An 18,919-nucleotide genomic window follows, 5' to 3' on the forward strand; every position below is an offset into this window, starting at 1 on the left:
AGTAGTGCCATAGCCCTTTGGACATACGCTTTGCGATCGCGCAAAATAATCGTCACAAAACAACTCAAGACAATTGATGGTATTACTGTTAGGTGATTTTCAGCCATTAGCCGCGATCGCGACTACTCCCACGGGTGCCCAAAAACTACAGCCGCTTTGTCAATCCACGGGTGCTACTCTTTGGGTTCCAGAGTCTCTAACCGATGTTGTAGAGACAAGGGCGATCGCGTCAGCCAAAGTTTATCGCGGTTCCCTCAAAGACCACCTAGCAACCTTGTGGAATACGCATCGGGGCTTTGTTTTCTGCTTGGCATCTGGAGCCGTGGTGCGTTTGATTGCACCCTTATTGCAAGATAAATCCAGCGATCCAGCAGTGGTCGTGGTGGATGAAAATAGCCAGTTTGTGATTAGTCTGTGTAGCGGTCATCAGGGAGGGGCGGATCGGTTGGCACAAGCGATCGCCCTTACCATTGGGGCAACACCAGTCTTGACGGGTGCCTCCGCTGGGTTAGGACTACCCGCAGTGGATATGCTGGGCGTTCCTTTTGGCTGGAATCGAGGCGAGGGAGACTGGACGGGCGTTAGTGCAGCAGTGGCGAGAGGGGAACGAGTACAAGTCATTCAGGAAGCGGGTTCTACTTTATGGCAAAGTCATCTTCCTGAGAAACATCCATTTGATTTTAGGGTTCCAGAATATCTCGCTAGCCAATCAGAGATGGTTCAATCTAACCAGGAACCCGATCGTTCAAAATCATCCCAGGCGAGGATTTGGATTAGCCCCACCCAGCAACGATTTTCCTCAGAATCAAGGCTGCCAACAGTCCAGTGGCATCCTAGAGTCTTGTGGGTGGGAATCGGCTGCGAACGAGGAACCTCGAAAGCATTGATAGAAACAGCGATTAGGCAGGTGTTTGAGAAAAATCACCTAGCCCAAGAAGCGATCGCAGGGATTGCCACCATCGACATTAAAGCCGATGAAGTTGGGTTAGTGGAATTATGCCGCGATCGCCATTTGCCTTTGCGAACGTTCCCGGCTGATATTCTGCGTTCTGTTAGTGTCCCCACGCCCTCAGCAGTTGTGGAAACAGAAGTCGGAACGCCCAGCGTTGCTGAAGCCGCAGCGATTCATGCGGCTTCTGTAGGGGCGGAAGGCATTGCGCCGCTGAAAGTGGTAAAACAAGTTTTCAAATTAGAAGGGCAACCAGGGGCGGTAACGGTCGCGATCGCTCAATCCGAACGAGAATATACGGGTCGCACAGGCTGTTTACTGCTAGTAGGTACGGGACCTGGAAAATTAGACCAAATGACCCCAGCGGCTCAAACCGCCGTATCCTGCGCTGACGCCATCATTGGTTACTCTCTCTATATCGATCTAATTTCTCCTTTGCTGCGTCCCGGACAGATTGTAGAAGCGTTACCGATTACCCAAGAACGTCAACGGGCAGAACGAGCAATAGAATTAGCGAATTGGGGATTAACTGTAGCAGTTGTTTCTTCTGGAGATTGCGGCATCTACGGCATGGCTGGGTTAGTCATGGAAGAACTCCAAGTTAAAGGCTGGGATGGCAAAACGCCAGGGGTACAGGTGTTTCCGGGAATTACCGCCCTACAAGCCGCTGCCTCGCGAGTGGGTGCGCCTTTGATGCACGACTTCTGCGCGATTAGTTTGAGCGACTTGCTGACCCCCTGGGAGGTGATTGAAAAGCGCCTGACAGCCGCCGCGCAAGCAGATTTTGTTACCGCACTTTATAATCCGCGATCGCAAACTCGCACCCAACAAATCGCGATCGCCCAAAGTATCTTTCTGCAATATCGCGATCGCCAAACGCCGGTAGCGATCGTGAAATCAGCTTATCGAGAAGACGAAGAAATTACTCTGATTACACTTGAGAAATTACTCGATACTCCGATTGATATGCTGACAACGGTACTCATTGGCAATAGCAGCACTCGCACTCACGCTGATTGGATGATTACCCCCCGCGGCTACTTGGGTTTTGACGCCGGTTTTGACGCCAAAATCCGTTAATTTATTCGGCTTCTCTGTTGAACAAAAAGTTTAGCCCACTAGCCACTAGACTCAGAACAATTGAACCTATCAAAGCCTGCCCGAAACCAGCGATACTAAAACCGGGAGTAATCGCCCCAGCAATCAAAATTGTGATGGCGTTAATCACAAACAGAAACAACCCTAGGGTCACGAGCGTCAGCGGCAATGTCAAAATTACCAAAAGGGGTTTGACAATTGCATTCACTAAGCCCAAAACAATCGCAGCAACCAGCGCAGCCAGAAAATTTGTGACTGTAAAGCCGGGGACAATGTATGCAGTAATCATTAGCGCGATCGCTGTAAGTAGCCAAGTCACCAAAAAGTATGGCATAAGCTTTCGTTAAACCTCGCTCACTGACAATTTTAAGGGTCTGGTTCGCATCCTGAAGGATTCCAGAATACACTAACCTGAAAGATAGCCAACTCTATAGCGTGTTTTGAAACGCTTTTCTATGACCTTTCGGCAACTCGCTGCGTTTTTACTAACAATCGTTCTCTTCATCTGGGCATTCCCAGCCCAAGCAGGATACTATCCGCCTCCCTTGTCCTATAGCAATGCCGAACTGAAAGCCAAGGATTTCTCCGGTCAAATTTTGCAGGTAGCTGAGTTTTCCAACGCCAACATGGAACTCGCTAACTTTGAGGGTGCGGACTTAAAAGGGGCGATTTTTAGTGCATCGGTGATGACGAATGCCAATTTACACGGGGCAGATTTAACCAATGCAATGGTCGATCAGGTAAAACTCAACGGCGCGGATTTAAGCGATGCCGTTTTGGTGGAAAGTATCCTATTGCGTACTATATTTGACGGTGTAAATATCGCTGGTGCGGACTTCACCGATGCAATTTTAGATGGGGCGCAAATAAAAGAACTCTGTATTAAAGCATCTGGTGTAAATTCTAAAACTGGTATCGCAACTCGTGAGTCTTTGGGGTGTCGATGAAGCGTGTAGGAGTAATTGGGGGCGGACAGCTAGCCTGGATGATGGCAGGTACAGCGGAGGCGTTGGGGATTGAATTGGTGGTGCAGACGCCCAATCCGAGCGATCCAGCGGTTGCGATCGCATCTTCCACCATTTTTGCCCCCATTGATGATGCTGCCGCTACAGCCGAGTTAGCGTCTCGCTGCGATGTCATTACTTTTGAAAACGAATTTATTAACCTGAACGCTTTAGATTCTCTTGTCCAGAAAGGCGTCTGCTTTCGCCCTAAGCTGGAAGTATTAGCGCCGCTGTTAGATAAATACGATCAGCGCTGCTATTTAGAAGATATCGGCTTGCCAACTCCCAGTTTTACAACGCTGGAGGGAGACGCCGAGAATCAGGAAGTCAATCTTTCAAAATCCTTCACTCACCCCTTGAACCTCCAAGACCTGGATTTTCCCGTCGTTCTAAAAGCCCGACGCGGCGGCTACGATGGTCAAGGCACCTTCATCATTAAAGATAGCCACGCCCTAGAGTCAACTTGGCAGCGACTGAAATATGCGCCAGTGTTGTTAGAAGAATTTGTGCCTTTTGAGCGAGAATTAGCGATTATTGCCGCTCGTTCAGCCGCAGGTGAGGTGGTGACTTACCCAGTCGTAGAAACACAGCAGGTAGATCAAGTGTGTCGGCGCGTCTTGGTGCCAGCGGCAATTACGCCAACGGTGGAGCAAGAGGTAAAAGCGATCGCACATACGCTTCTCGATAGCCTGCAAGCGGTTGGCGTCTTTGGCATTGAGCTATTTTTAACCGCATCTGGGAAAGTGTTGGTGAATGAAATTGCTCCCCGTACTCATAACTCCGGACACTTTACCCTTGATGCCTGCGAAACTTCTCAATTTGAGCAGCAACTTAGAGCCGTCAGCGGTCTCCCTTTAGGCAGTCCCGCTCTCAAAAGTGCGGGTGCTGTCATGGTAAATTTACTCGGTTACGAGCATTCTCAGAGCAATTATCTTGCCAAACGGCAACAGCTAGCTGAGTTATCTCACACTCACGTCCACTGGTACGGCAAAACCGAATCTCGTCCCGGTCGAAAACTCGGTCACGTCACCGTTTTGCTAGAAACAGCCGACCGTTCTGAGGCAGAAGCGATCGCTCAAATCATTGAATCTATCTGGTATTCAGAGGAATGAGGGAAGAGGACTGAGGACTGAAGACTGAGGACTGAGGACTGAGGACTGAGGACTGAGGGCTGAAGAGTTAGGAGTTAGGACTGAGGACTGAGGGCTGAGGAGTTAGGAGTTAGGAGTTAGGAGTTAGAGGTTGGGAGGTATGGGTTAGGAGTGAACACAGGAGAGGGGAACTAAATGAGATTCTTCTACTCCCCCACGGCCTAGCTCCTTTGCTATAATAATTTTTAGGTTAGGCTGCGGCGTTGGTGACTGCCAATAACGTTTTTTGATCTTGCCTTGTTCTAACGGGAACCAAAAAGCTTTGACAGCAGTAGACCGGGCAAGTACCCGGAAACTTTAAGTCAGACATTAGGTGCCCACCTGGTTTATCCAGGTCATAAACTGAGGTAAAACGGCGTTGCGGTGAACCTCATAGAATTAAAATCCCCTTGTCCAAGAGATAAGGGGATTTTTGTATCTTACTTGGCTGAAAGTTTTAAATTTTGATTGTATTTCTTAAATAATGGATGCAAAGCTGCCAACTTTGGCTCGACAAATGATAATTATTTAGCGTTAGGCGCTAGGATAATTGAATTCGTATCTAACTACAGTTAGAAAATAAAAAGTTTGTTGCAACTCTTAAATACTACTTCAAAATTTCCAGCTGAGGTATTCAAGCTGGACAACGGCTTAACAGTGATTTATCAACACATCCCAGCGACACCAGTGGTTGTGGTAGATGTTTGGGTGCGGGCGGGAGCGATCGCTGAGACAGAAGAGTGGTCGGGAATGGCTCACTTTCTGGAACACATGATTTTCAAAGGCACCGACCGACTACCGCCCGGTGTATTTGACCAAGTGATTGAAAATACCGGCGGCATGACGAACGCGGCGACCAGCCACGACTACGCCCATTTCTTTATTGTTACAGCCGCTCAGTATTTAGAAAATACCTTGCCTGCTCTGGCAGACATTCTCTTAAACGCGGCGATCCCTGAAGAAGAATTTATCCGGGAACGCGATGTAGTTTTGGAGGAAATCCGCCAGAGTTATGACGATCCCGATTTTATTGGATTCCAAGCGCTGACAGAAAGCATTTACCAACGCCATCCTTACGGGCGTCCCATCTTAGGAACAGAAGCCCATCTGATGGAGCGATCGCCCGACGAGATGCGTCGCTTCCATCGCTCCCACTACCAGCCGGAAAACATGACCGTCGTCATTGTTGGGGGAGTTGAGAAAGAACCCGCACTAGAACTGGTAAATCGCTCGTTCCAGCACTTCACTCCGCCCCTGTATTGTCCCCTGGCTGAAGCCGAAGCCGAACCTCCAATGATAGAAATTCGGCGTCAGGAAATCCACTTACCTAGGCTAGAACAAGCTCGTCTGATGATGGCATGGGTGGGGCCGGGTGTAGAGCAGTTGCGAAATGCCTACGGCTTAGACTTGATCTCGGTACTGTTGGCAGAAGGGCGGTCTTCCCGGCTGATCAGGAACTTGCGAGAACAGCAGCAATTAGTCCAGAACATTAGTAGTAGTTTCTCCCTACAACGGGATTCCAGTTTGTTTACGATTAGTGCCTGCCTCGCGCCAGAGAATCTAGATCGAGTAGAGGCAATCATTGGCGATGCGATCTCCGAGTTGCAAAACGCTCCTGTTTCCGAGGGAGAACTTTCTCGCTGTAAACGCTTGCTGTCGAATGACTATGCTTTTTCCACAGAAGCACCTAGCCAACTAGCGGGTTTGTATGGGTATTACAACACCATTGCAGCGGCTGAAGTCGCCACAACTTATCCCGAAAAAATCCAGTCTTTTGAGAACACAGAACTTCAGCAGCTAGCGCAGCAGTATCTCTCCCCGTACCGCTATGCGGTCACAATCCTCAAACCTTGTTAGCTTGAGGAGAGGAGTGATGAGTCATTCGTCATTAGCGAGTCGTAAGTTGTTCGTACCACTCACGATCGATGACTCATCACCGACGATCAATGACTAAGGACTCTACAACGAATGACTCAAAGTGTGACGCGATCGCTCGCCAACCCAACTATCCACCGCAGTGTTTTGGACAACGGCATCGTATTAATTACGGTGGAAAATCCAGCGGCTGATATTATTGCTGGTCGAATTTTTGCACGGGTTGGAGGTCGGTGGGAGCCACGAGAAAAAGCTGGACTTTCTCATTTGCTATCCACGGTACTCACCAAAGGAACCGATCGGCTTTCCTCCCTAGAAATTGCCGAGCAAGTAGAGTCAGTGGGAGCGAGTCTCGGTGCTGATGCGGCTGCGGATTATTTCTTGCTGAGTCTCAAAACAGTATCCGCAGATTTTCCGGAGATGTTGCAACTGGCAGGGGAATTATTGCGATCGCCTAGCTTTCCAGAAGCCGAGGTGGAACTGGAACGGCGTCTCGCTTTGCAGGATATTCGCTCCCAGCAGGAACAGCCGTTCACCATCGCCTTCGACCAGCTGCGGCAAGCCATGTACCAGAATCATCCCTACGGATTCTCCAGCCTGGGCACCGAAGCCACTGTCTCTGGTTTAAGCCGCGCCGACCTCCAGCACTACCATCAGACGTATTTCCGCCCCGATAACCTAGTTATCAGTATTGCCGGTCGCCTGACTCCTCAAGACGCCACTGATTTGGTTAATCAAGTGTTTGGAGATTGGCAGAGTGGAACCACCCCTCTACCTACCCTGAGTCTGCCTCAAATCACCCCTGAACCCATCTCTTGCGCTACCCCACAAGATACGCAGCAATCCATCGTGATGCTAGGCTACGTCGCGCCATCCGTGCAAGAAACCGACTACGCCTGCCTGAAACTGCTCAATACTTACTTGGGCAACGGTCTTTCTAGCCGCTTGTTTGTGGAACTGCGCGAGAAGCGGGGATTGGCTTACGATGTCTCAGCTTTTTATCCGACTCGGCTAGAAACCTCTCAGTTTGTGGTATATATGGGCACGGCACCGGAAAACACCGCGATCGCCTATGAAGGTTTGCGAACTGAAGTGGAACGCCTTTGCACGACTCAACTAACCGATCGGGAGTTGCAAGCTGCCAAAAACAAGCTGCTTGGGCAATACGCTCTCGGCAAACAAACCAATGCTCAGCTGGCTCAAGTGTTCGGCTGGTACGAAATTTTGGGGCTGGGAATTGAGTTTGATACCGAGTTTCAAGAAAAAGTTACCAGCGTCACCCCAGAGTTCATCCAAAAAGTGGCTTCTCGGTATTTCACCGAACCTTATGTATCTCTCGTTGGCCCAGCGGAAAAATTAAACATTAAAAATTAAAAAAGGAAAAAAGTAAAAAGACAAAGTAAAAATGAAAGATTTTTTCTTGAACCTTTTCGCTTTTTCCAATCGCGTTGTAAAGTCAAGAGGAAAAAGCGATGAAGAAAACATCCTTTTGCCTTTTTGGAAACTCAACAGGAAAAAGTAAAAATGAAAAAAAACATTCTTTTGCCTTTTGCCTTTTTACTTTTACCTTTTATGGCGATCCCCAGTGATGCCAAAGAAATCGCCCAAACATTTCCATCCGCAACCGTTACTCGGCAAACGTTACGACCTGGTAGCCAAGGGACTGAAGTAGCGGAACTCCAGGCAGCTCTTAAACTATTGGGTTACTATAATGGCGACGTAAATGGCGTGTACGGGGAAAATACCGCGATCGCAGTTTCCCGTTTTCAGCAAGCCGCTGGTTTAGCACCGGATGGAATCGTGGGTGCAGAAACCTGGAAGCGTTTATTTCCAGTCGCCCCACCATCGGAATCTACAGTAGCCGCGACGCCACTGGTTATCCCGTCTCCTTCAGCTTCAACAATTTCTACCACCGGGGCAGCATCTTTTCCCGTCCCAACTACGACAAACACCGCTGCCAATCCCAGACCAGCGGCAACTTCCCGTCCCAGTGTGAATGTTCCAGCCTCCAACAGTCCGGCAACGACTGCCAGAACCCCCAACCGTCCGGCAACCGCTGCCAGAACCACCGCTAACCGTTCCACAACTGCTGCTCCTAGCTCTCAGACACGGACGAACCCGCAGCAGCCCAGACAGCTCGATTTTCCAGTTCTGAGGCTGGGAACGCAAGGCCCAGCCGTTACCAGTTTGCAACAGCGCCTGCGAACCCTTGGCTTTTTCAAAGGAACGGTGAATGGTGTCTTTGGTGAAACGACTCAAACTGCGGTCAAAGCTGCTCAACAAAGATTTAAGCTAGACGCCGACGGTGTAGTGGGTCCAGCGACTTGGAACGTTTTGCTGCGTTAATTAAATAGCAATTATAAAAAAATAAAATGACATAAATCCGTTTTCTTGATGAAAACGGTTTTTTTTACGCTTTTTTGAACAACTGCGTGCTGTTTTCACGGACTTCTTCCTTTCGATTTTTCGATCTCAATCCTTGGATGGAGGAGACAATCCATTCTCAGATAGAGAGATTCAGGCAAGACTAACGGATATCGTATTGCTTATAAGGACAAGACAGCTGAGTATTAACTTCCTTAGCTTGTAGTTGCCAATCAATCTAAAAAAATCAGGGTCTTCTCGGTTTCCTGATTGACACAAAGAGTTCGATCGACATTCATGTACAACCACCCTAGAACCGATAACAATCAAAGGCCTAAATCGGTCTATCAGGGTAGAGGCAATTCTGAACGGGTTTCCTACCAGAATGAGTACCTTAAAGGTCGCAATTCTGAACGTCGTTTTCAGGAACAGAGCTATCTCGTTGATGAGAATACCAATGCCTTGACTAATTTGCTGATGAATCTTGCTTTCACATCGATTGTAAGTTTCCTCGTTGGAACTCTGTTCTTCGTTGCTCAGCGAAATGAATCTTCTCTACCCTCTGTGCCTGTTCCCAATGACAGTCCCTCTCAAAGCATCGAGAAAAAGACAACCATCTTTGAAAGAACTGTAGATAAATATTCAGGAAATTCAGGAACTCGTTCCAGCACCTCAACAACAAGCCGGACAGGGGACATTGAAAACAATGTTTCTAACTCTGCGCGAGGTAGGCTCCTAACCTTCCTAGCTAGGCTTGGTTGAGACAGCGTTGCTCAAATCTACTGACCATAAACAGTTTTAAACATCCTTTTCTGCCTTTAAACCATTCAGGAGTTGTAGTAATACTCATGTCTAACCTACAAAATCGCAACAACGATAACCGTGAAGTTCCCCAGAACCCAAATCAGCCGGTTTCTCCCCATAATCCGGTTGGCCCAACTAACACGGTTCACGGGAATGGCACTGTAGACCCAGGCAAAGTGACCTCCTATCGAGATGGTTATGTCCACGGTCGCGTTTCCGAGCGCCGCGTCAACGAGGAAGGACAAGAAATCCGCGATAATAATAATGCCGCCAGAGGCTTGTTGATAGGGATTGCCCTCACCTCTCTGCTAGGGTTGACCCTCGGTGCCCTCTACTTCCTCAACCAACGAAATCAGCAGGTAGAAGAGTACACTGCGCCTGCGCCTGTGGTGGTTCCCGTACCTTCCCCTTCACCTTCAGCTTCTGTTGCACCGAACTCAACTGCACCAGATACGTCTTCATCGGGCGCTTCTCAACAGCCTACACAAGAGAGAATTATCGAAAGAACCACAGTTGAGAAGGCTCCTACGGTGATTCAGGTTCCTCAGACACAAAACGCACCGCCTGCTCAAAGAGCGCCAAATGTAAACATTACAGTTCCTCCGAGTTCCGGGCAACAACCGACTCGAAATCAGACAAATATTAACGTAACGCCTTCTCAACCGTCGAACTCAACTCGAACGAATACTTCTGGGACTACTCAATCAAGTCCTAGTACAACTCTAACCGCGCCTTCAGTGCGTCAGAACTCAACTCGAACGAATACTTCTGGCACCACCCCAGGCACCCAAAATCCAACTGGCACCACACCGAATAGCGGTGCTACCACCAATGGAACCACCGGCACCACATCGGGGAGCAGTTCGACCACCAATGGAACCACCGGCACCACACCGAATAGCGGTGCTACCACCAACGGAACCACCGGCACTACACCGGGAAGCAGTTCGACCACCAATGGAACCACCGGCACCACACCGGGAGGCAGTTCGACCACCAACGGAACCACCGGCACCACACCGGGAAGCAGTTCGACAACTGGTGGGTCAAGCAGTACGGGTCAATAACGACTAAAACTTTGCAATCTAGCCCCCTCCTAATATTGGAGGGGGCTTTGTTATCGGTGTATCGCAAATCTTTCATTTTTGAACTAGCATTTTTAAAGATTTCGACACATAAAGGGATATGAATTTAATTTAACGAACGAGTTAGGTTGGAGAATCAAGTGCTAATTTAAATATAGGCACAACGAAGTAAGAACCTTCGACACCAAGTTTTCGGATTCGAGCCTGTGTCTCCCGCTCTTATCCAACGCAACACCGAATCTCGGTTGTATTTCTCTAATAAATGTAGCGATCGCGCTGAAGTTCATTCGCTTCTTTTTGAATTTGAACTGTTGGTCGCGGATCTAGATCATTGCCTGAATCGGCGTAGGGAATGCAAGATAGTTAGAAAAGGTTTGTTGCGAATTAAGTCCACCCTAGTAGAGTTAGTTTTTGGTTTCGTCAACTTTTCTAGAATTTTTCCTCTTTCGTTTGAGTAACCTGACCATTTATCGCTCGTTCACGAACCCGCCGGTACCTTAGGCGGGTTTTAGTTTTTTATATGGCAGCGGAACGCCTAAAGGGGCGGCGAAACAAACAGGTATTAATAGCAGAAAGCTTCGATCAATTCCCAAATTTCAGGTAGGACGTTTCCTAAACTGTGATCGTCCTCTAGTTCGATAAATTTAACCCAAGGGCGTGAGGCGGCGTAGTTGCGGCTAGCAGCAATCGGAATCACTTCATCGTGACGCCCATGCAGAAGCAGAGTAGGAATGGGGCGCTGTAGCTGTTCGTCTTGATATTGGGCAGCGTCGGTGACGAACTGGTAATGCAGAGGAAGCGATCGCTTCTCGCCATAGTGATATACCGGCAAATATTGCTCTGTCTGCCACTGTTGCAGTTGTTCTTCCCCCAGTCGGAGCAACCAGTGAGTCAGAAACTCAAAAGCGGGAGCTAGCAACACTAACCGCTGAACCTGCGGGTATTTTTCTCCCACCCAAGCCGCTGTTAAACCCCCTAAGCTGGAGCCAATGACAGTAACAGGCATTGAGTTTGGGGGAAATTCAGCGGCGACTTGCTTTATTTGCCGAGTTATCGTCAGATGGGAAAAATCGCCTTGGTTGAAATCGGGGATTGTCAAGGGGATTTTCAGGGAAGATAAGCGATCGCGCAGATAGATCGCCTTCGTTGACTGGGGACTAGAGGCAAATCCATGCAGATAAAGATAATCAAGCATCCAATTGGGCAGTAGTTTCCGGCGTATCAACCGCTAAAAATTTCGCTCCAGCGAACCTGGAAATCCTTGTCCTCTATTTTTCCCCGCCCGTTGCCCCTTTTGTTGTCGTCGCTGTTGCATCAGTTGGACAAACTTGGCGCGTTGCTCTGGAGTCATAACTTCTCGCATTTCTAACATACTTTCAAACCGCAACTTTTGTAGCTGCTGCTGCAACTCTTCAACTTGCTGATTTTTAGAGCGAATTTGGCTGGCGGAAGCTGTACTATTCATCAGTGTCGCTAGCTCTTGCCGAGCTTGACGTAGAGTTTGCTGGCGCGGCGCTATCTGGGTTCTATACTTCTGCCGAATCGCCTGCATTTGCTGCATTTGCTGTGGGGTAAGATTGAGTTGCTGAAGGAGTCCATCCTTGTTGCCTCTTTGAGGACGGCCACCCGGCGAATTTTGGGCAATTGTTTGAGAAGATTGGGGATTCGGATCGGCAAGAGCAACCGCACTCCCTATAGATAGTATGAGAACCGCTAACAGAGAAATACGATTTAGGGACATGAAAACAATCTCCGTCGTTAGTAGTAATTAGTAATTAGTAATTCGTTAAGACGCAATTAGCCATTCTTCATTGGTCATTAGGCAGTAGCAATAAGATCGTTCAGGACAACTGATTATTACCCATACCGATTCCCTAAAAAAGCTAATTTTCTGAGAGCAACCAATCAGCTTCTGCATCTTGGCTGCTCGACGACGCGGGCGTTTCACCCGCGACAACACTATCCCAGTTCGTCGCCAGAAATGCTTCCAGTTCTGCGGTGTTTTTGGATGCAGTCGATGCAGTGTTAGGCACCAGCACGCGGTATCCTGCCCAGCTAACTAACAGACTAGCAACAAGGGCAGAAGGTAAAATCCACCTCTGTCGCCGCCATTGCGGCTGTGAAGGCGCAGATGCTACTGCTTGCATAATCTGGCTCTCTAAATCGGGTGCAGATGGGGGAACATAACCCCGGTGTTGGCGCAGAAACTCTACTAGGGGTTTGTCATCATCGGGGAACTGAGTCATAGTTGGACTCCTTGCTTCTGGAGAAATTGCCTCATGGAGGTTCTAGCATGAAAGAGCCGCGATTTTACTGTGCCAACTGGAATCGACAAGATATTTGCGATCTCTTTTTGCGGAACGTCTTCTAAGTCGTGCAGAACCAGTACGGCGCGATGCTCGAAACTTAGTTGTTGCAGTCCGCGCTGCACTAAATCTTCATAATGTAAGTGCATCAGAGTGGGAGATTCTTGTTGACTTGGCAAGGCATTGGTAGCGCTTTGTTGTAAAGACGCGAAATTTCGGGTTTCTACAGCAAATTGCCGCCGCCGATCGGAAGCAACATTCCAGCTAATGCGATAAAGCCAAGTCGAAAAATGGGCAGTTTCCCGCAATTTTGGTAATCCCTTCCAAGCGCGTAAGAATACTTCTTGTACCAAATCATCTAAGCATGAGGTACCGCAGAGTTGGTAAAGAGTCGATCTGACGCGCTGCTGATGGCGCTGGTAGAGTTGCCGAAAGCTCTGCTTGTTGCCTTCTTGACACCGTTTTACCAGGTAAGCATCGGTGTCGAAATCGGGTTTTTCTTTGGCTTGATCGCCCATTAGCGCATTGATTGATACAGCTGGCACCGATTGCCTCTCTCTTACCACTGTTGGATTTCTAATGCTTTAGACTGGGCTTTTGGGGAAAAGGTTCAACGGCAAGTAGCGCATCTATTCATCCCACAATCTTTTCAACTAATGACTCCCACTTAGGGCTGGGCTACACTTGAGCAAATCAAGCTAATAAGCGGGATTTAGCGATAACTAGAAATTTTCTCAGATTTAAATTTTATGCCATTCAGTATTGTTGGTGCTGTAGTCGGATTTGTTGCTAGCGCTGCTGGTAGAATTGCTTCAACATTTTTTAAAAATGTTGTCGATGAGACATCCACCCTTCCTACTAAAGTTCAGGAAGTTAGATTAGATCAGCGATCGCGTCAGGCAGAAATTGACTACTATCGGCGCAGAGAGGCAAGAGAGCAGAAGTTACTAGAACTTCAAGACCTCCGCTTGAAAGCAGACCTCCAGATTGAATCGGCAAGTGCTGAACGAGAAGAACGCTCTCTCAAGCTCACAGAACGAGAACTGAAACTCAAAGCAGAGGAATTGGCAGACAAGCGTCAGATGAGTTCTTTATATCTAGAACTGATGCGGGAGAAGACAGCACAAGAGATTGAAGTCAAGCAAAAGGAAATCCAGGCTATTTTCGATCAGCAAAGATGGCCTGGTGTTTTAAGTCGTGATGAAGTAGAACGAATTTTTGGGGACGAGCAAAAGAAACCTCGATTACTGATGTTGGTTCCACCACCAGATATCAGCGATGATTTTTCACTATCATTCCGCGACAGCCTCAAAAAAGAGGTTCGTAATCAATTAAAAGGATTTCTGGAACGGCATTATTCCCTAGAGGGCGAACTCTGCCCTGTTGAGTTTTACGGGAAGTATTTTGAGCGTTCGATTTTTGATGCAGAAGTCAAACAGTTGGAGACTATTTTGGCTGCTGTCCCTACGGCAATTATTTACAGCGACATTACTGACCATGAAGTTTACTTTAATGTTCGGTTCTGGGGATTAAGAGATACAGTTTCTTTGTCGTTTGAGCCTTGGAACTGGGAAGAGGCAAAAAAGCAACTACTGGAAACCGGGAATGATGAAACCCAAAGCTTTCGCATCATTCGGCAGACGATTGTCACCCTTCACAAGCTGTTAGCAGCATTTTTAGCAGATTGGTACTACCTCAACATCGACCCAAATTATGAACCCCAGCTATTTAAATTAGAGTCGGAGATTCCGAGCGCCTGGTCAAAAACAATTACTGATAAGCTTAAACTGACTCAGCAACAGTATCAAAAAGCCTATAATACTGACTTAAAATTGCTGGCAGATTGGGAAACTAGCAAAACTCAGCCCTGGCGATGTGTAGATACTCTCTCTGGGCATTCAAATCATGTTTATGCTGTCGCTATTAGTGCTGATGGTCAAATTGCTAGTGGCAGTGCAGACAACACCATCACAATTTGGGATTTGACCACTGGAGATTCTATTTGTACCTTCACCGGACATTCAGGTAGTGTTTCTTCACTTGCTTTTAGCCCTGATGGGCGAACTCTCGCTAGTGGCAGTGCCGATAATACTATTAAATTGTGGTATTCACGTACAGGGGTAACATTTACTGGACATTCCGACAATCTTCATTCTGTTGCTTTTAGCCCTAATGGTAAAACTGTCGCTAGCGGCAGTAAGGACAAAACTATCAAAATATGGGATTTAATCACTGGCGAGGTAATTTTTACTCTTACGGGTCACGAAGAGGCTGTTTGTCCTATTATCTTTAGTTCCGATGGACAGAAATTAATTAGTGGCAGTAACGACAAAACTATCAAAATATGGGATGTAATCACTGGAAAAGCAATCAGAACCCTCACTGAACATTTAAATTATGTTTGGGCAGTCGCCATTAGTCCTGATGGAAAGACTTTGGCTAGTGCCAGTGCGGACAACACCATCAAAATTTGGAGTTTTCACACTGGCAACCTACTCCACACATTCTCTGAGGATACAAGCGCTGTTCGCAGTGTTGCTTTCAGTCCTGATGGCCAAATTCTTGCTAGTGGCGGTAACGACAAAACAATTAAATTGTGGCATCTGGGAACAAGAGAATTGATTCATACACTTTCGGGACATTTAGAAAGTATTGGGTCAGTTGTCTTTAGTCCTGATGGTAAAACGATTATCAGTGGTAGTAATGACAAAACTATCAAGATTTGGCAGTGTGATTGAGGCGGTACGTTAGATGAGAAAATATCGCTCATATCAACAAGGCAAATGCAGGCTTTTGTAGGGGCAATTATATAAATTGCCCCTAGGCGTAAGTTATCGCAGAGTAACGAACTCTTCGGCGGTGGAAGGATGAATGCCAACGGTGGCGTCGAAGTCTTTTTTGGTGGCTCCCATATTGACTGCGATCGCGATTCCTTGAATCACCTCGGCTGAATACTCGCCCACCATATGAGCGCCTAGCACGCGGTCGGTATTTTTGTCAATGACTAACTTGACCATGACTTTCTCATCCGCGCCGGTGAGGCTGTGGAACAGAGGACGAAACCGGGCGCGATAAATTTGCACGTTGTCATCGCCCAACTTTTTCCGCGCATCGGCTTCGCTGATTCCTACCGTAGCGGCTTCTGGCTGCGTAAATACGGCGGAGGCAACATTTTCGTGATTGAATACCCGGCGATTGTTGCCAAATTCAGTATCGGCAAAAGCGCGACCTTCGCCAATGGCGACAGGCGTTAAATTGATCCGGTTGGTGCAATCGCCTACAGCGAAAATATTCGGCTGGTTGGTGCGGCTGTACTCATCGACTTCGATGGCACAGTTGACGCTGTACCCGTGCAACCTGGGTAAATCTTCGTCTTCACAATTAACAACCTTAACGCCCGCATTCTCCAAACCAAGTTTTCCTAACAAAGGTGCGCGACCAATGGCGACTAGAACTTGATCTGCGGTGAGGGTTGTATCCGCGTCTTTGCCTTTTTCGGTGAAGGCGACCTTTAGACCCTCTGGGGTTTGCTCAATGCCTTTCCCGGTAACATTGGTGATAATGTTGATGCCGTGATGGGACATGGCATCTTGAATGCCAACGCGAATATCGTCATCAAAGCCTTTGAGAATGCGATCGCCTCGAAGCAACAAACTGACTTTCGATCCCAGTCCGTGCATAATACAGGCGAATTCTACGGCAATATAGCCAGCGCCAATAATGACGATGTGCTTCGGCTGTTCTTTGAGGAGAAATATCTCGCGGGAAGTGATGGTGTGTTCCATCCCTGGTAAATTCGGCTTGATGGCTTCCCCACCCACGGCGATTAAAATCTTGTCAGCCGTAACTTTGCGCCCATCCACTTCCACCGTATGCGGATCTATTAAAGTGGCGCGGCTCTTGATTAACTCCACCCCAGCTTTTTCCAAAAACCCAATATGCAACTGGCTGAGACGGTGGACTTCCTTATCGACAGTCGTTATCAGATGCTCCCAGTTTAAGCTCCTTTCGCCCACAGTCCAGCCATAGCCTGCGGCATCCTCAAACAAATGGGAAAATTTAGAGGCGTAAACCATCAATTTTTTGGGAATACAGCCCCGGATAACGCAGGTACCACCCACTAAATCGCCTTCTGCGATCGCTACCTTTGCTCCGTAGCTAGCCGCACGTTTGGAAGCCGCCAATCCTCCCGAACCCGCCCCAATGACAAACAAATCGTAATCAAATGCCATGACTGGAAGTCCTCTCTTTCTTCATTTAGTTTAAAAGATGTAACGATGATGCTCCTGCTTTCCCATTTTCCGCAGATCGCTTAAAGTCGGATGAGAATACCGTCAGTTTTAGCGAAGAACAATGGATCGAGAGCATCGTGGTGTCACCGTGTGGTTTACAGGTTTAAGCGGTGCGGGAAAAACCACCATTAGCCAGGAAGTGGCGCAAGAATTGCAGAAACGTGGATACAAGGTGGAAATCCTCGACGGAGACGTGGTGCGCCAAAATCTGACCAAAGGTTTGGGGTTTAGTAAAGAAGACCGGGATGAGAATATCCGGCGCATTGGTTTTGTGGCTCACCTCCTGACTCGGAACGGTGTGGTCGTACTGATTTCGGCAATTTCGCCTTATCGGGAAATTCGAGAAGAAGTGCGATCGCGTATTGGAGATTTTGTTGAGGTTTATGTGAATGCACCGTTAGCGGTTTGCGAACAGCGAGATGTGAAGGGGTTGTATAAAAAAGCGCGGTCTGGGGAAATCAAAAACTTCACTGGGATTGATGACCCCTATGAATCGCCCCTGCATCCTCAAATCGAATGCCACACAGACCAAGAAACGATAGAGGAAAGCACAGAAAAAGTTTTGAGAAAGCTGGAAGAACTGGGCTACCTCTAGTAAGGATAAACCGCAATTAAGAGGAACCCCTCCCCGCCCTCACCTGCGGCTCCGGCTCCGGCTCCGGCTCCCCTCTCCGCTTGCGGGGAGGGGCTGGGGGTGGGGTTCTTTTATTATGGATAATTACACAAATCTAATATGAAGGTTTGAGAGCTAAAGCACAAAAGTATCGTGGATGGGCACCGCCCACCCAACACTTACTTCTTCTTATCTGTGCCTCTGCCTCTGTCCCCCTCCACTTCTCTAACCGTGGGAGTCCGGGGCGACGGTGGTGGAGGAGCGTCATTTTGTAACTGTTGCCGACCGTTGCGGATGACCTTGAGCATATCGTTAAGCTGCTGCTCGATATTCGTGAGAACTTGGTCGGCGTAGTCATCGGCTCCGTTTTGAATGTCCTCGCATTCTTGGATAGCAAGCGATCGCATCTGCTCTAGCTCTTGTTGGGCTTGTAGGCGCATCCGTTCAAGTTCTGCGATCGTTTGTTCTTGGATGGCGTCGCACTCCTGCTGCACCGCCTGCCGGATCGCTTGCGCTTCCCGTTCTGCTTGCCGAATCAAGCCCATTTCATCCAATATCTGATCGGCTCGGCGTTCTGCTGTCTCAATAATCTGCTGTGCATAATCCTCCGCTTGCAGGAGAATTTCTTCCTTCTGCCGAACAATTTCTTCGGCTTCCTGAAAAGCTGGTGGCAGATTGATCCGCACCAAATCCAGCTGATCGAGTAACGGATTCTCATCGACTAAGCGCAGGCTAGTCAAGGGAATGCGCGTACTATCGAGAATCATTTCTTCGATGCGGTCGAGTTCCCGCTGAATATCTACACTTCCCGATCCACTGTCGGGTAATTCACCTTCGGGGAAGCGTCCATTACTATCGGGTTCGAGGCGGGAAGAGTCTTGGCGTAACATCGGTAGATATCTAAGGCGACGTGCTGGGGAACAAGATGATCGACAGAGCCGCCGAATCTGGCAATCTCTTTCACTAAGCTACTACTTAAGAAACTGTACTCGTTAGAGGTTGCTAGAAAAACCGTCTCAATCCGGTCGTCCAGAGTTTTATTTGTATGAGCCATCTGTAGCTCGTGTTCAAAGTCAGAAAGCACCCGCAAACCGCGCAGCAGCACGCCCGCTTCTCGGATTCTGGCATAGTTGACTGTCAAACCGTCAAAACTGTCAACTTCTACATTCGGCAGCGATCGCGTCGATAGACGAATCTGCTCGATGCGCTCCTGTACTGTAAATAGGGGCGTTTTGTTGGGGTTCCGCAACACCGCAACAATCACCCCATCAAAAAGCCGACAACCGCGCTTAATGATGTCAAGGTGCCCCAGAGTAATTGGATCGAAGCTGCCAGGATAGATTGCAATCACGGAAGAGGTGTGTGAGCTAGCTTAAGGAAATTGTACTCATACAGTACC

18 protein-coding genes and 1 other RNA gene are annotated in these 18,919 nt (G+C 48.2%); 11 read left to right on the forward strand and 8 right to left on the reverse strand.

Going from position 1 to position 18,919, the window contains the following annotated elements:
* Nucleotides 1-76: 76 nt before the first annotated feature.
* Entirely contained in the window at nt 77-2,029 is a 1,953-nt protein-coding gene (cobJ, locus tag NDA03_RS21460) for a precorrin-3B C(17)-methyltransferase (RefSeq protein ID WP_348239072.1), read from the forward strand.
* 1 nt (nt 2,030) lies between these two features.
* Here the strand turns inward: cobJ and NDA03_RS21465 are convergent, their stop codons facing one another.
* Nucleotides 2,031-2,381, reverse strand: a complete 351-nt coding sequence (locus tag NDA03_RS21465; protein ID WP_190412944.1) for a phage holin family protein — start codon at nt 2,379-2,381, stop codon at nt 2,031-2,033.
* Between the two features lie 121 nt (nt 2,382-2,502).
* Between NDA03_RS21465 and NDA03_RS21470 the strand changes: the two genes are divergently transcribed.
* From NDA03_RS21470 to NDA03_RS21505, 8 genes are all read left to right on the forward strand, one after another.
* A complete protein-coding gene (locus NDA03_RS21470; protein ID WP_190412943.1) occupies nt 2,503-2,994 on the forward strand; it encodes a pentapeptide repeat-containing protein in 492 nt (163 codons plus the stop codon).
* The gene (locus tag NDA03_RS21475) at nt 2,991-4,163 is read left to right on the forward strand and encodes a 5-(carboxyamino)imidazole ribonucleotide synthase (RefSeq protein WP_348239073.1); all 1,173 of its coding nucleotides are present in this window, start codon (nt 2,991-2,993) and stop codon (nt 4,161-4,163) included. Before NDA03_RS21470 ends, NDA03_RS21475 begins: the two co-directional genes overlap by 4 nt.
* 228 nt (nt 4,164-4,391) lie before the next feature.
* Nucleotides 4,392-4,573: non-coding RNA, 6S RNA (ssrS, locus tag NDA03_RS21480), on the forward strand.
* A gap of 196 nt (nt 4,574-4,769) precedes the next feature.
* A complete protein-coding gene (locus NDA03_RS21485) occupies nt 4,770-6,038 on the forward strand; it encodes a pitrilysin family protein (RefSeq protein WP_348239074.1) in 1,269 nt (422 codons plus the stop codon).
* Nucleotides 6,039-6,149: 111 nt separating this feature from the next.
* Nucleotides 6,150-7,430: a pitrilysin family protein gene (locus tag NDA03_RS21490; protein WP_348239075.1), complete on the forward strand. Its 1,281-nt coding sequence runs from the start codon at nt 6,150-6,152 to the stop codon at nt 7,428-7,430.
* A 150-nt stretch (nt 7,431-7,580) separates the two neighbouring features.
* A complete protein-coding gene (locus tag NDA03_RS21495; protein WP_190527738.1) occupies nt 7,581-8,402 on the forward strand; it encodes a peptidoglycan-binding protein in 822 nt (273 codons plus the stop codon).
* 315 nt (nt 8,403-8,717) lie between these two features.
* Complete coding sequence (locus tag NDA03_RS21500; protein ID WP_348239076.1) at nt 8,718-9,182, forward strand: hypothetical protein; 465 nt, start codon at nt 8,718-8,720, stop codon at nt 9,180-9,182.
* Nucleotides 9,183-9,268: 86 nt separating this feature from the next.
* The gene (locus NDA03_RS21505; protein ID WP_190527735.1) at nt 9,269-10,291 is read left to right on the forward strand and encodes a hypothetical protein; all 1,023 of its coding nucleotides are present in this window, start codon (nt 9,269-9,271) and stop codon (nt 10,289-10,291) included.
* 580 nt (nt 10,292-10,871) lie between these two features.
* Here NDA03_RS21505 and NDA03_RS21510 read toward each other — a convergent pair.
* The 4 genes from NDA03_RS21510 to NDA03_RS21525 all read right to left on the reverse strand — a co-directional run bounded on the left by NDA03_RS21510 (nt 10,872) and on the right by NDA03_RS21525 (nt 13,133).
* A complete protein-coding gene (locus tag NDA03_RS21510) occupies nt 10,872-11,504 on the reverse strand; it encodes a YqiA/YcfP family alpha/beta fold hydrolase (protein ID WP_348239077.1) in 633 nt (210 codons plus the stop codon).
* A gap of 33 nt (nt 11,505-11,537) precedes the next feature.
* Complete coding sequence (locus NDA03_RS21515; RefSeq protein ID WP_190678551.1) at nt 11,538-12,050, reverse strand: Spy/CpxP family protein refolding chaperone; 513 nt, start codon at nt 12,048-12,050, stop codon at nt 11,538-11,540.
* A 142-nt stretch (nt 12,051-12,192) separates the two neighbouring features.
* Complete coding sequence (locus NDA03_RS21520) at nt 12,193-12,555, reverse strand: hypothetical protein (RefSeq protein ID WP_190678554.1); 363 nt, start codon at nt 12,553-12,555, stop codon at nt 12,193-12,195.
* Nucleotides 12,552-13,133, reverse strand: a complete 582-nt coding sequence (locus tag NDA03_RS21525) for a sigma-70 family RNA polymerase sigma factor (RefSeq protein WP_348239102.1) — start codon at nt 13,131-13,133, stop codon at nt 12,552-12,554. Before NDA03_RS21525 ends, NDA03_RS21520 begins: the two co-directional genes overlap by 4 nt.
* 231 nt (nt 13,134-13,364) lie before the next feature.
* On the opposite strand from NDA03_RS21525, the gene NDA03_RS21530 reads away from it, so the two are divergent.
* A complete protein-coding gene (locus tag NDA03_RS21530) occupies nt 13,365-15,353 on the forward strand; it encodes a WD40 repeat domain-containing protein (RefSeq protein ID WP_348239078.1) in 1,989 nt (662 codons plus the stop codon).
* 93 nt (nt 15,354-15,446) lie between these two features.
* Here NDA03_RS21530 and gor read toward each other — a convergent pair whose 3' ends face one another.
* Nucleotides 15,447-16,847, reverse strand: coding sequence for a glutathione-disulfide reductase (gor, locus tag NDA03_RS21535; protein ID WP_348239079.1), 1,401 nt, complete (start codon nt 16,845-16,847; stop codon nt 15,447-15,449).
* Nucleotides 16,848-16,968: 121 nt separating this feature from the next.
* Here gor and cysC point away from each other — a divergent pair, with 121 nt between their 5' ends.
* Complete coding sequence (gene cysC, locus NDA03_RS21540) at nt 16,969-17,502, forward strand: adenylyl-sulfate kinase (RefSeq protein ID WP_190414576.1); 534 nt, start codon at nt 16,969-16,971, stop codon at nt 17,500-17,502.
* 197 nt (nt 17,503-17,699) lie between these two features.
* Here the strand turns inward: cysC and NDA03_RS21545 are convergent, their stop codons facing one another.
* Together NDA03_RS21545 and coaD are read right to left on the reverse strand one after the other, a co-directional pair.
* Complete coding sequence (locus NDA03_RS21545; RefSeq protein ID WP_348239080.1) at nt 17,700-18,410, reverse strand: DivIVA domain-containing protein; 711 nt, start codon at nt 18,408-18,410, stop codon at nt 17,700-17,702.
* Nucleotides 18,320-18,871 (reverse strand): pantetheine-phosphate adenylyltransferase, encoded by a 552-nt coding sequence (gene coaD / locus NDA03_RS21550; RefSeq protein ID WP_190414577.1) that lies wholly within the window; start codon nt 18,869-18,871, stop codon nt 18,320-18,322. The genes NDA03_RS21545 and coaD overlap by 91 nt, the downstream gene beginning before the upstream one ends.
* Between the last annotated feature and the right edge of the window lie 48 nt (nt 18,872-18,919).

The sequence above is a fragment of the Trichocoleus sp. Lan genome (assembly GCF_039961855.1).
Classification (GTDB): domain Bacteria; phylum Cyanobacteriota; class Cyanobacteriia; order Cyanobacteriales; family FACHB-T130; genus FACHB-T130.

Bases quoted from the DNA above. Each gene is read 5' to 3' on its own strand.
- cobJ (WP_348239072.1), top strand. From the start codon at position 77: ATGGTATTACTGTTAGGTGATTTTCAGCCATTAGCCGCGATCGCGACT.
- NDA03_RS21465 (WP_190412944.1), bottom strand. From the start codon at position 2,381: ATGCCATACTTTTTGGTGACTTGGCTACTTACAGCGATCGCGCTAATG.
- NDA03_RS21470 (WP_190412943.1), top strand. From the start codon at position 2,503: ATGACCTTTCGGCAACTCGCTGCGTTTTTACTAACAATCGTTCTCTTC.
- NDA03_RS21475 (WP_348239073.1), top strand. From the start codon at position 2,991: ATGAAGCGTGTAGGAGTAATTGGGGGCGGACAGCTAGCCTGGATGATG.
- NDA03_RS21490 (WP_348239075.1), top strand. From the start codon at position 6,150: ATGACTCAAAGTGTGACGCGATCGCTCGCCAACCCAACTATCCACCGC.
- NDA03_RS21495 (WP_190527738.1), top strand. From the start codon at position 7,581: ATGAAAAAAAACATTCTTTTGCCTTTTGCCTTTTTACTTTTACCTTTT.
- NDA03_RS21500 (WP_348239076.1), top strand. From the start codon at position 8,718: ATGTACAACCACCCTAGAACCGATAACAATCAAAGGCCTAAATCGGTC.
- NDA03_RS21505 (WP_190527735.1), top strand. From the start codon at position 9,269: ATGTCTAACCTACAAAATCGCAACAACGATAACCGTGAAGTTCCCCAG.
- NDA03_RS21510 (WP_348239077.1), bottom strand. From the start codon at position 11,504: ATGCTTGATTATCTTTATCTGCATGGATTTGCCTCTAGTCCCCAGTCA.
- NDA03_RS21515 (WP_190678551.1), bottom strand. From the start codon at position 12,050: ATGTCCCTAAATCGTATTTCTCTGTTAGCGGTTCTCATACTATCTATA.
- NDA03_RS21520 (WP_190678554.1), bottom strand. From the start codon at position 12,555: ATGACTCAGTTCCCCGATGATGACAAACCCCTAGTAGAGTTTCTGCGC.
- NDA03_RS21525 (WP_348239102.1), bottom strand. From the start codon at position 13,133: ATGGGCGATCAAGCCAAAGAAAAACCCGATTTCGACACCGATGCTTAC.
- NDA03_RS21530 (WP_348239078.1), top strand. From the start codon at position 13,365: ATGCCATTCAGTATTGTTGGTGCTGTAGTCGGATTTGTTGCTAGCGCT.
- gor (WP_348239079.1), bottom strand. From the start codon at position 16,847: ATGGCATTTGATTACGATTTGTTTGTCATTGGGGCGGGTTCGGGAGGA.
- cysC (WP_190414576.1), top strand. From the start codon at position 16,969: ATGGATCGAGAGCATCGTGGTGTCACCGTGTGGTTTACAGGTTTAAGC.
- NDA03_RS21545 (WP_348239080.1), bottom strand. From the start codon at position 18,410: ATGTTACGCCAAGACTCTTCCCGCCTCGAACCCGATAGTAATGGACGC.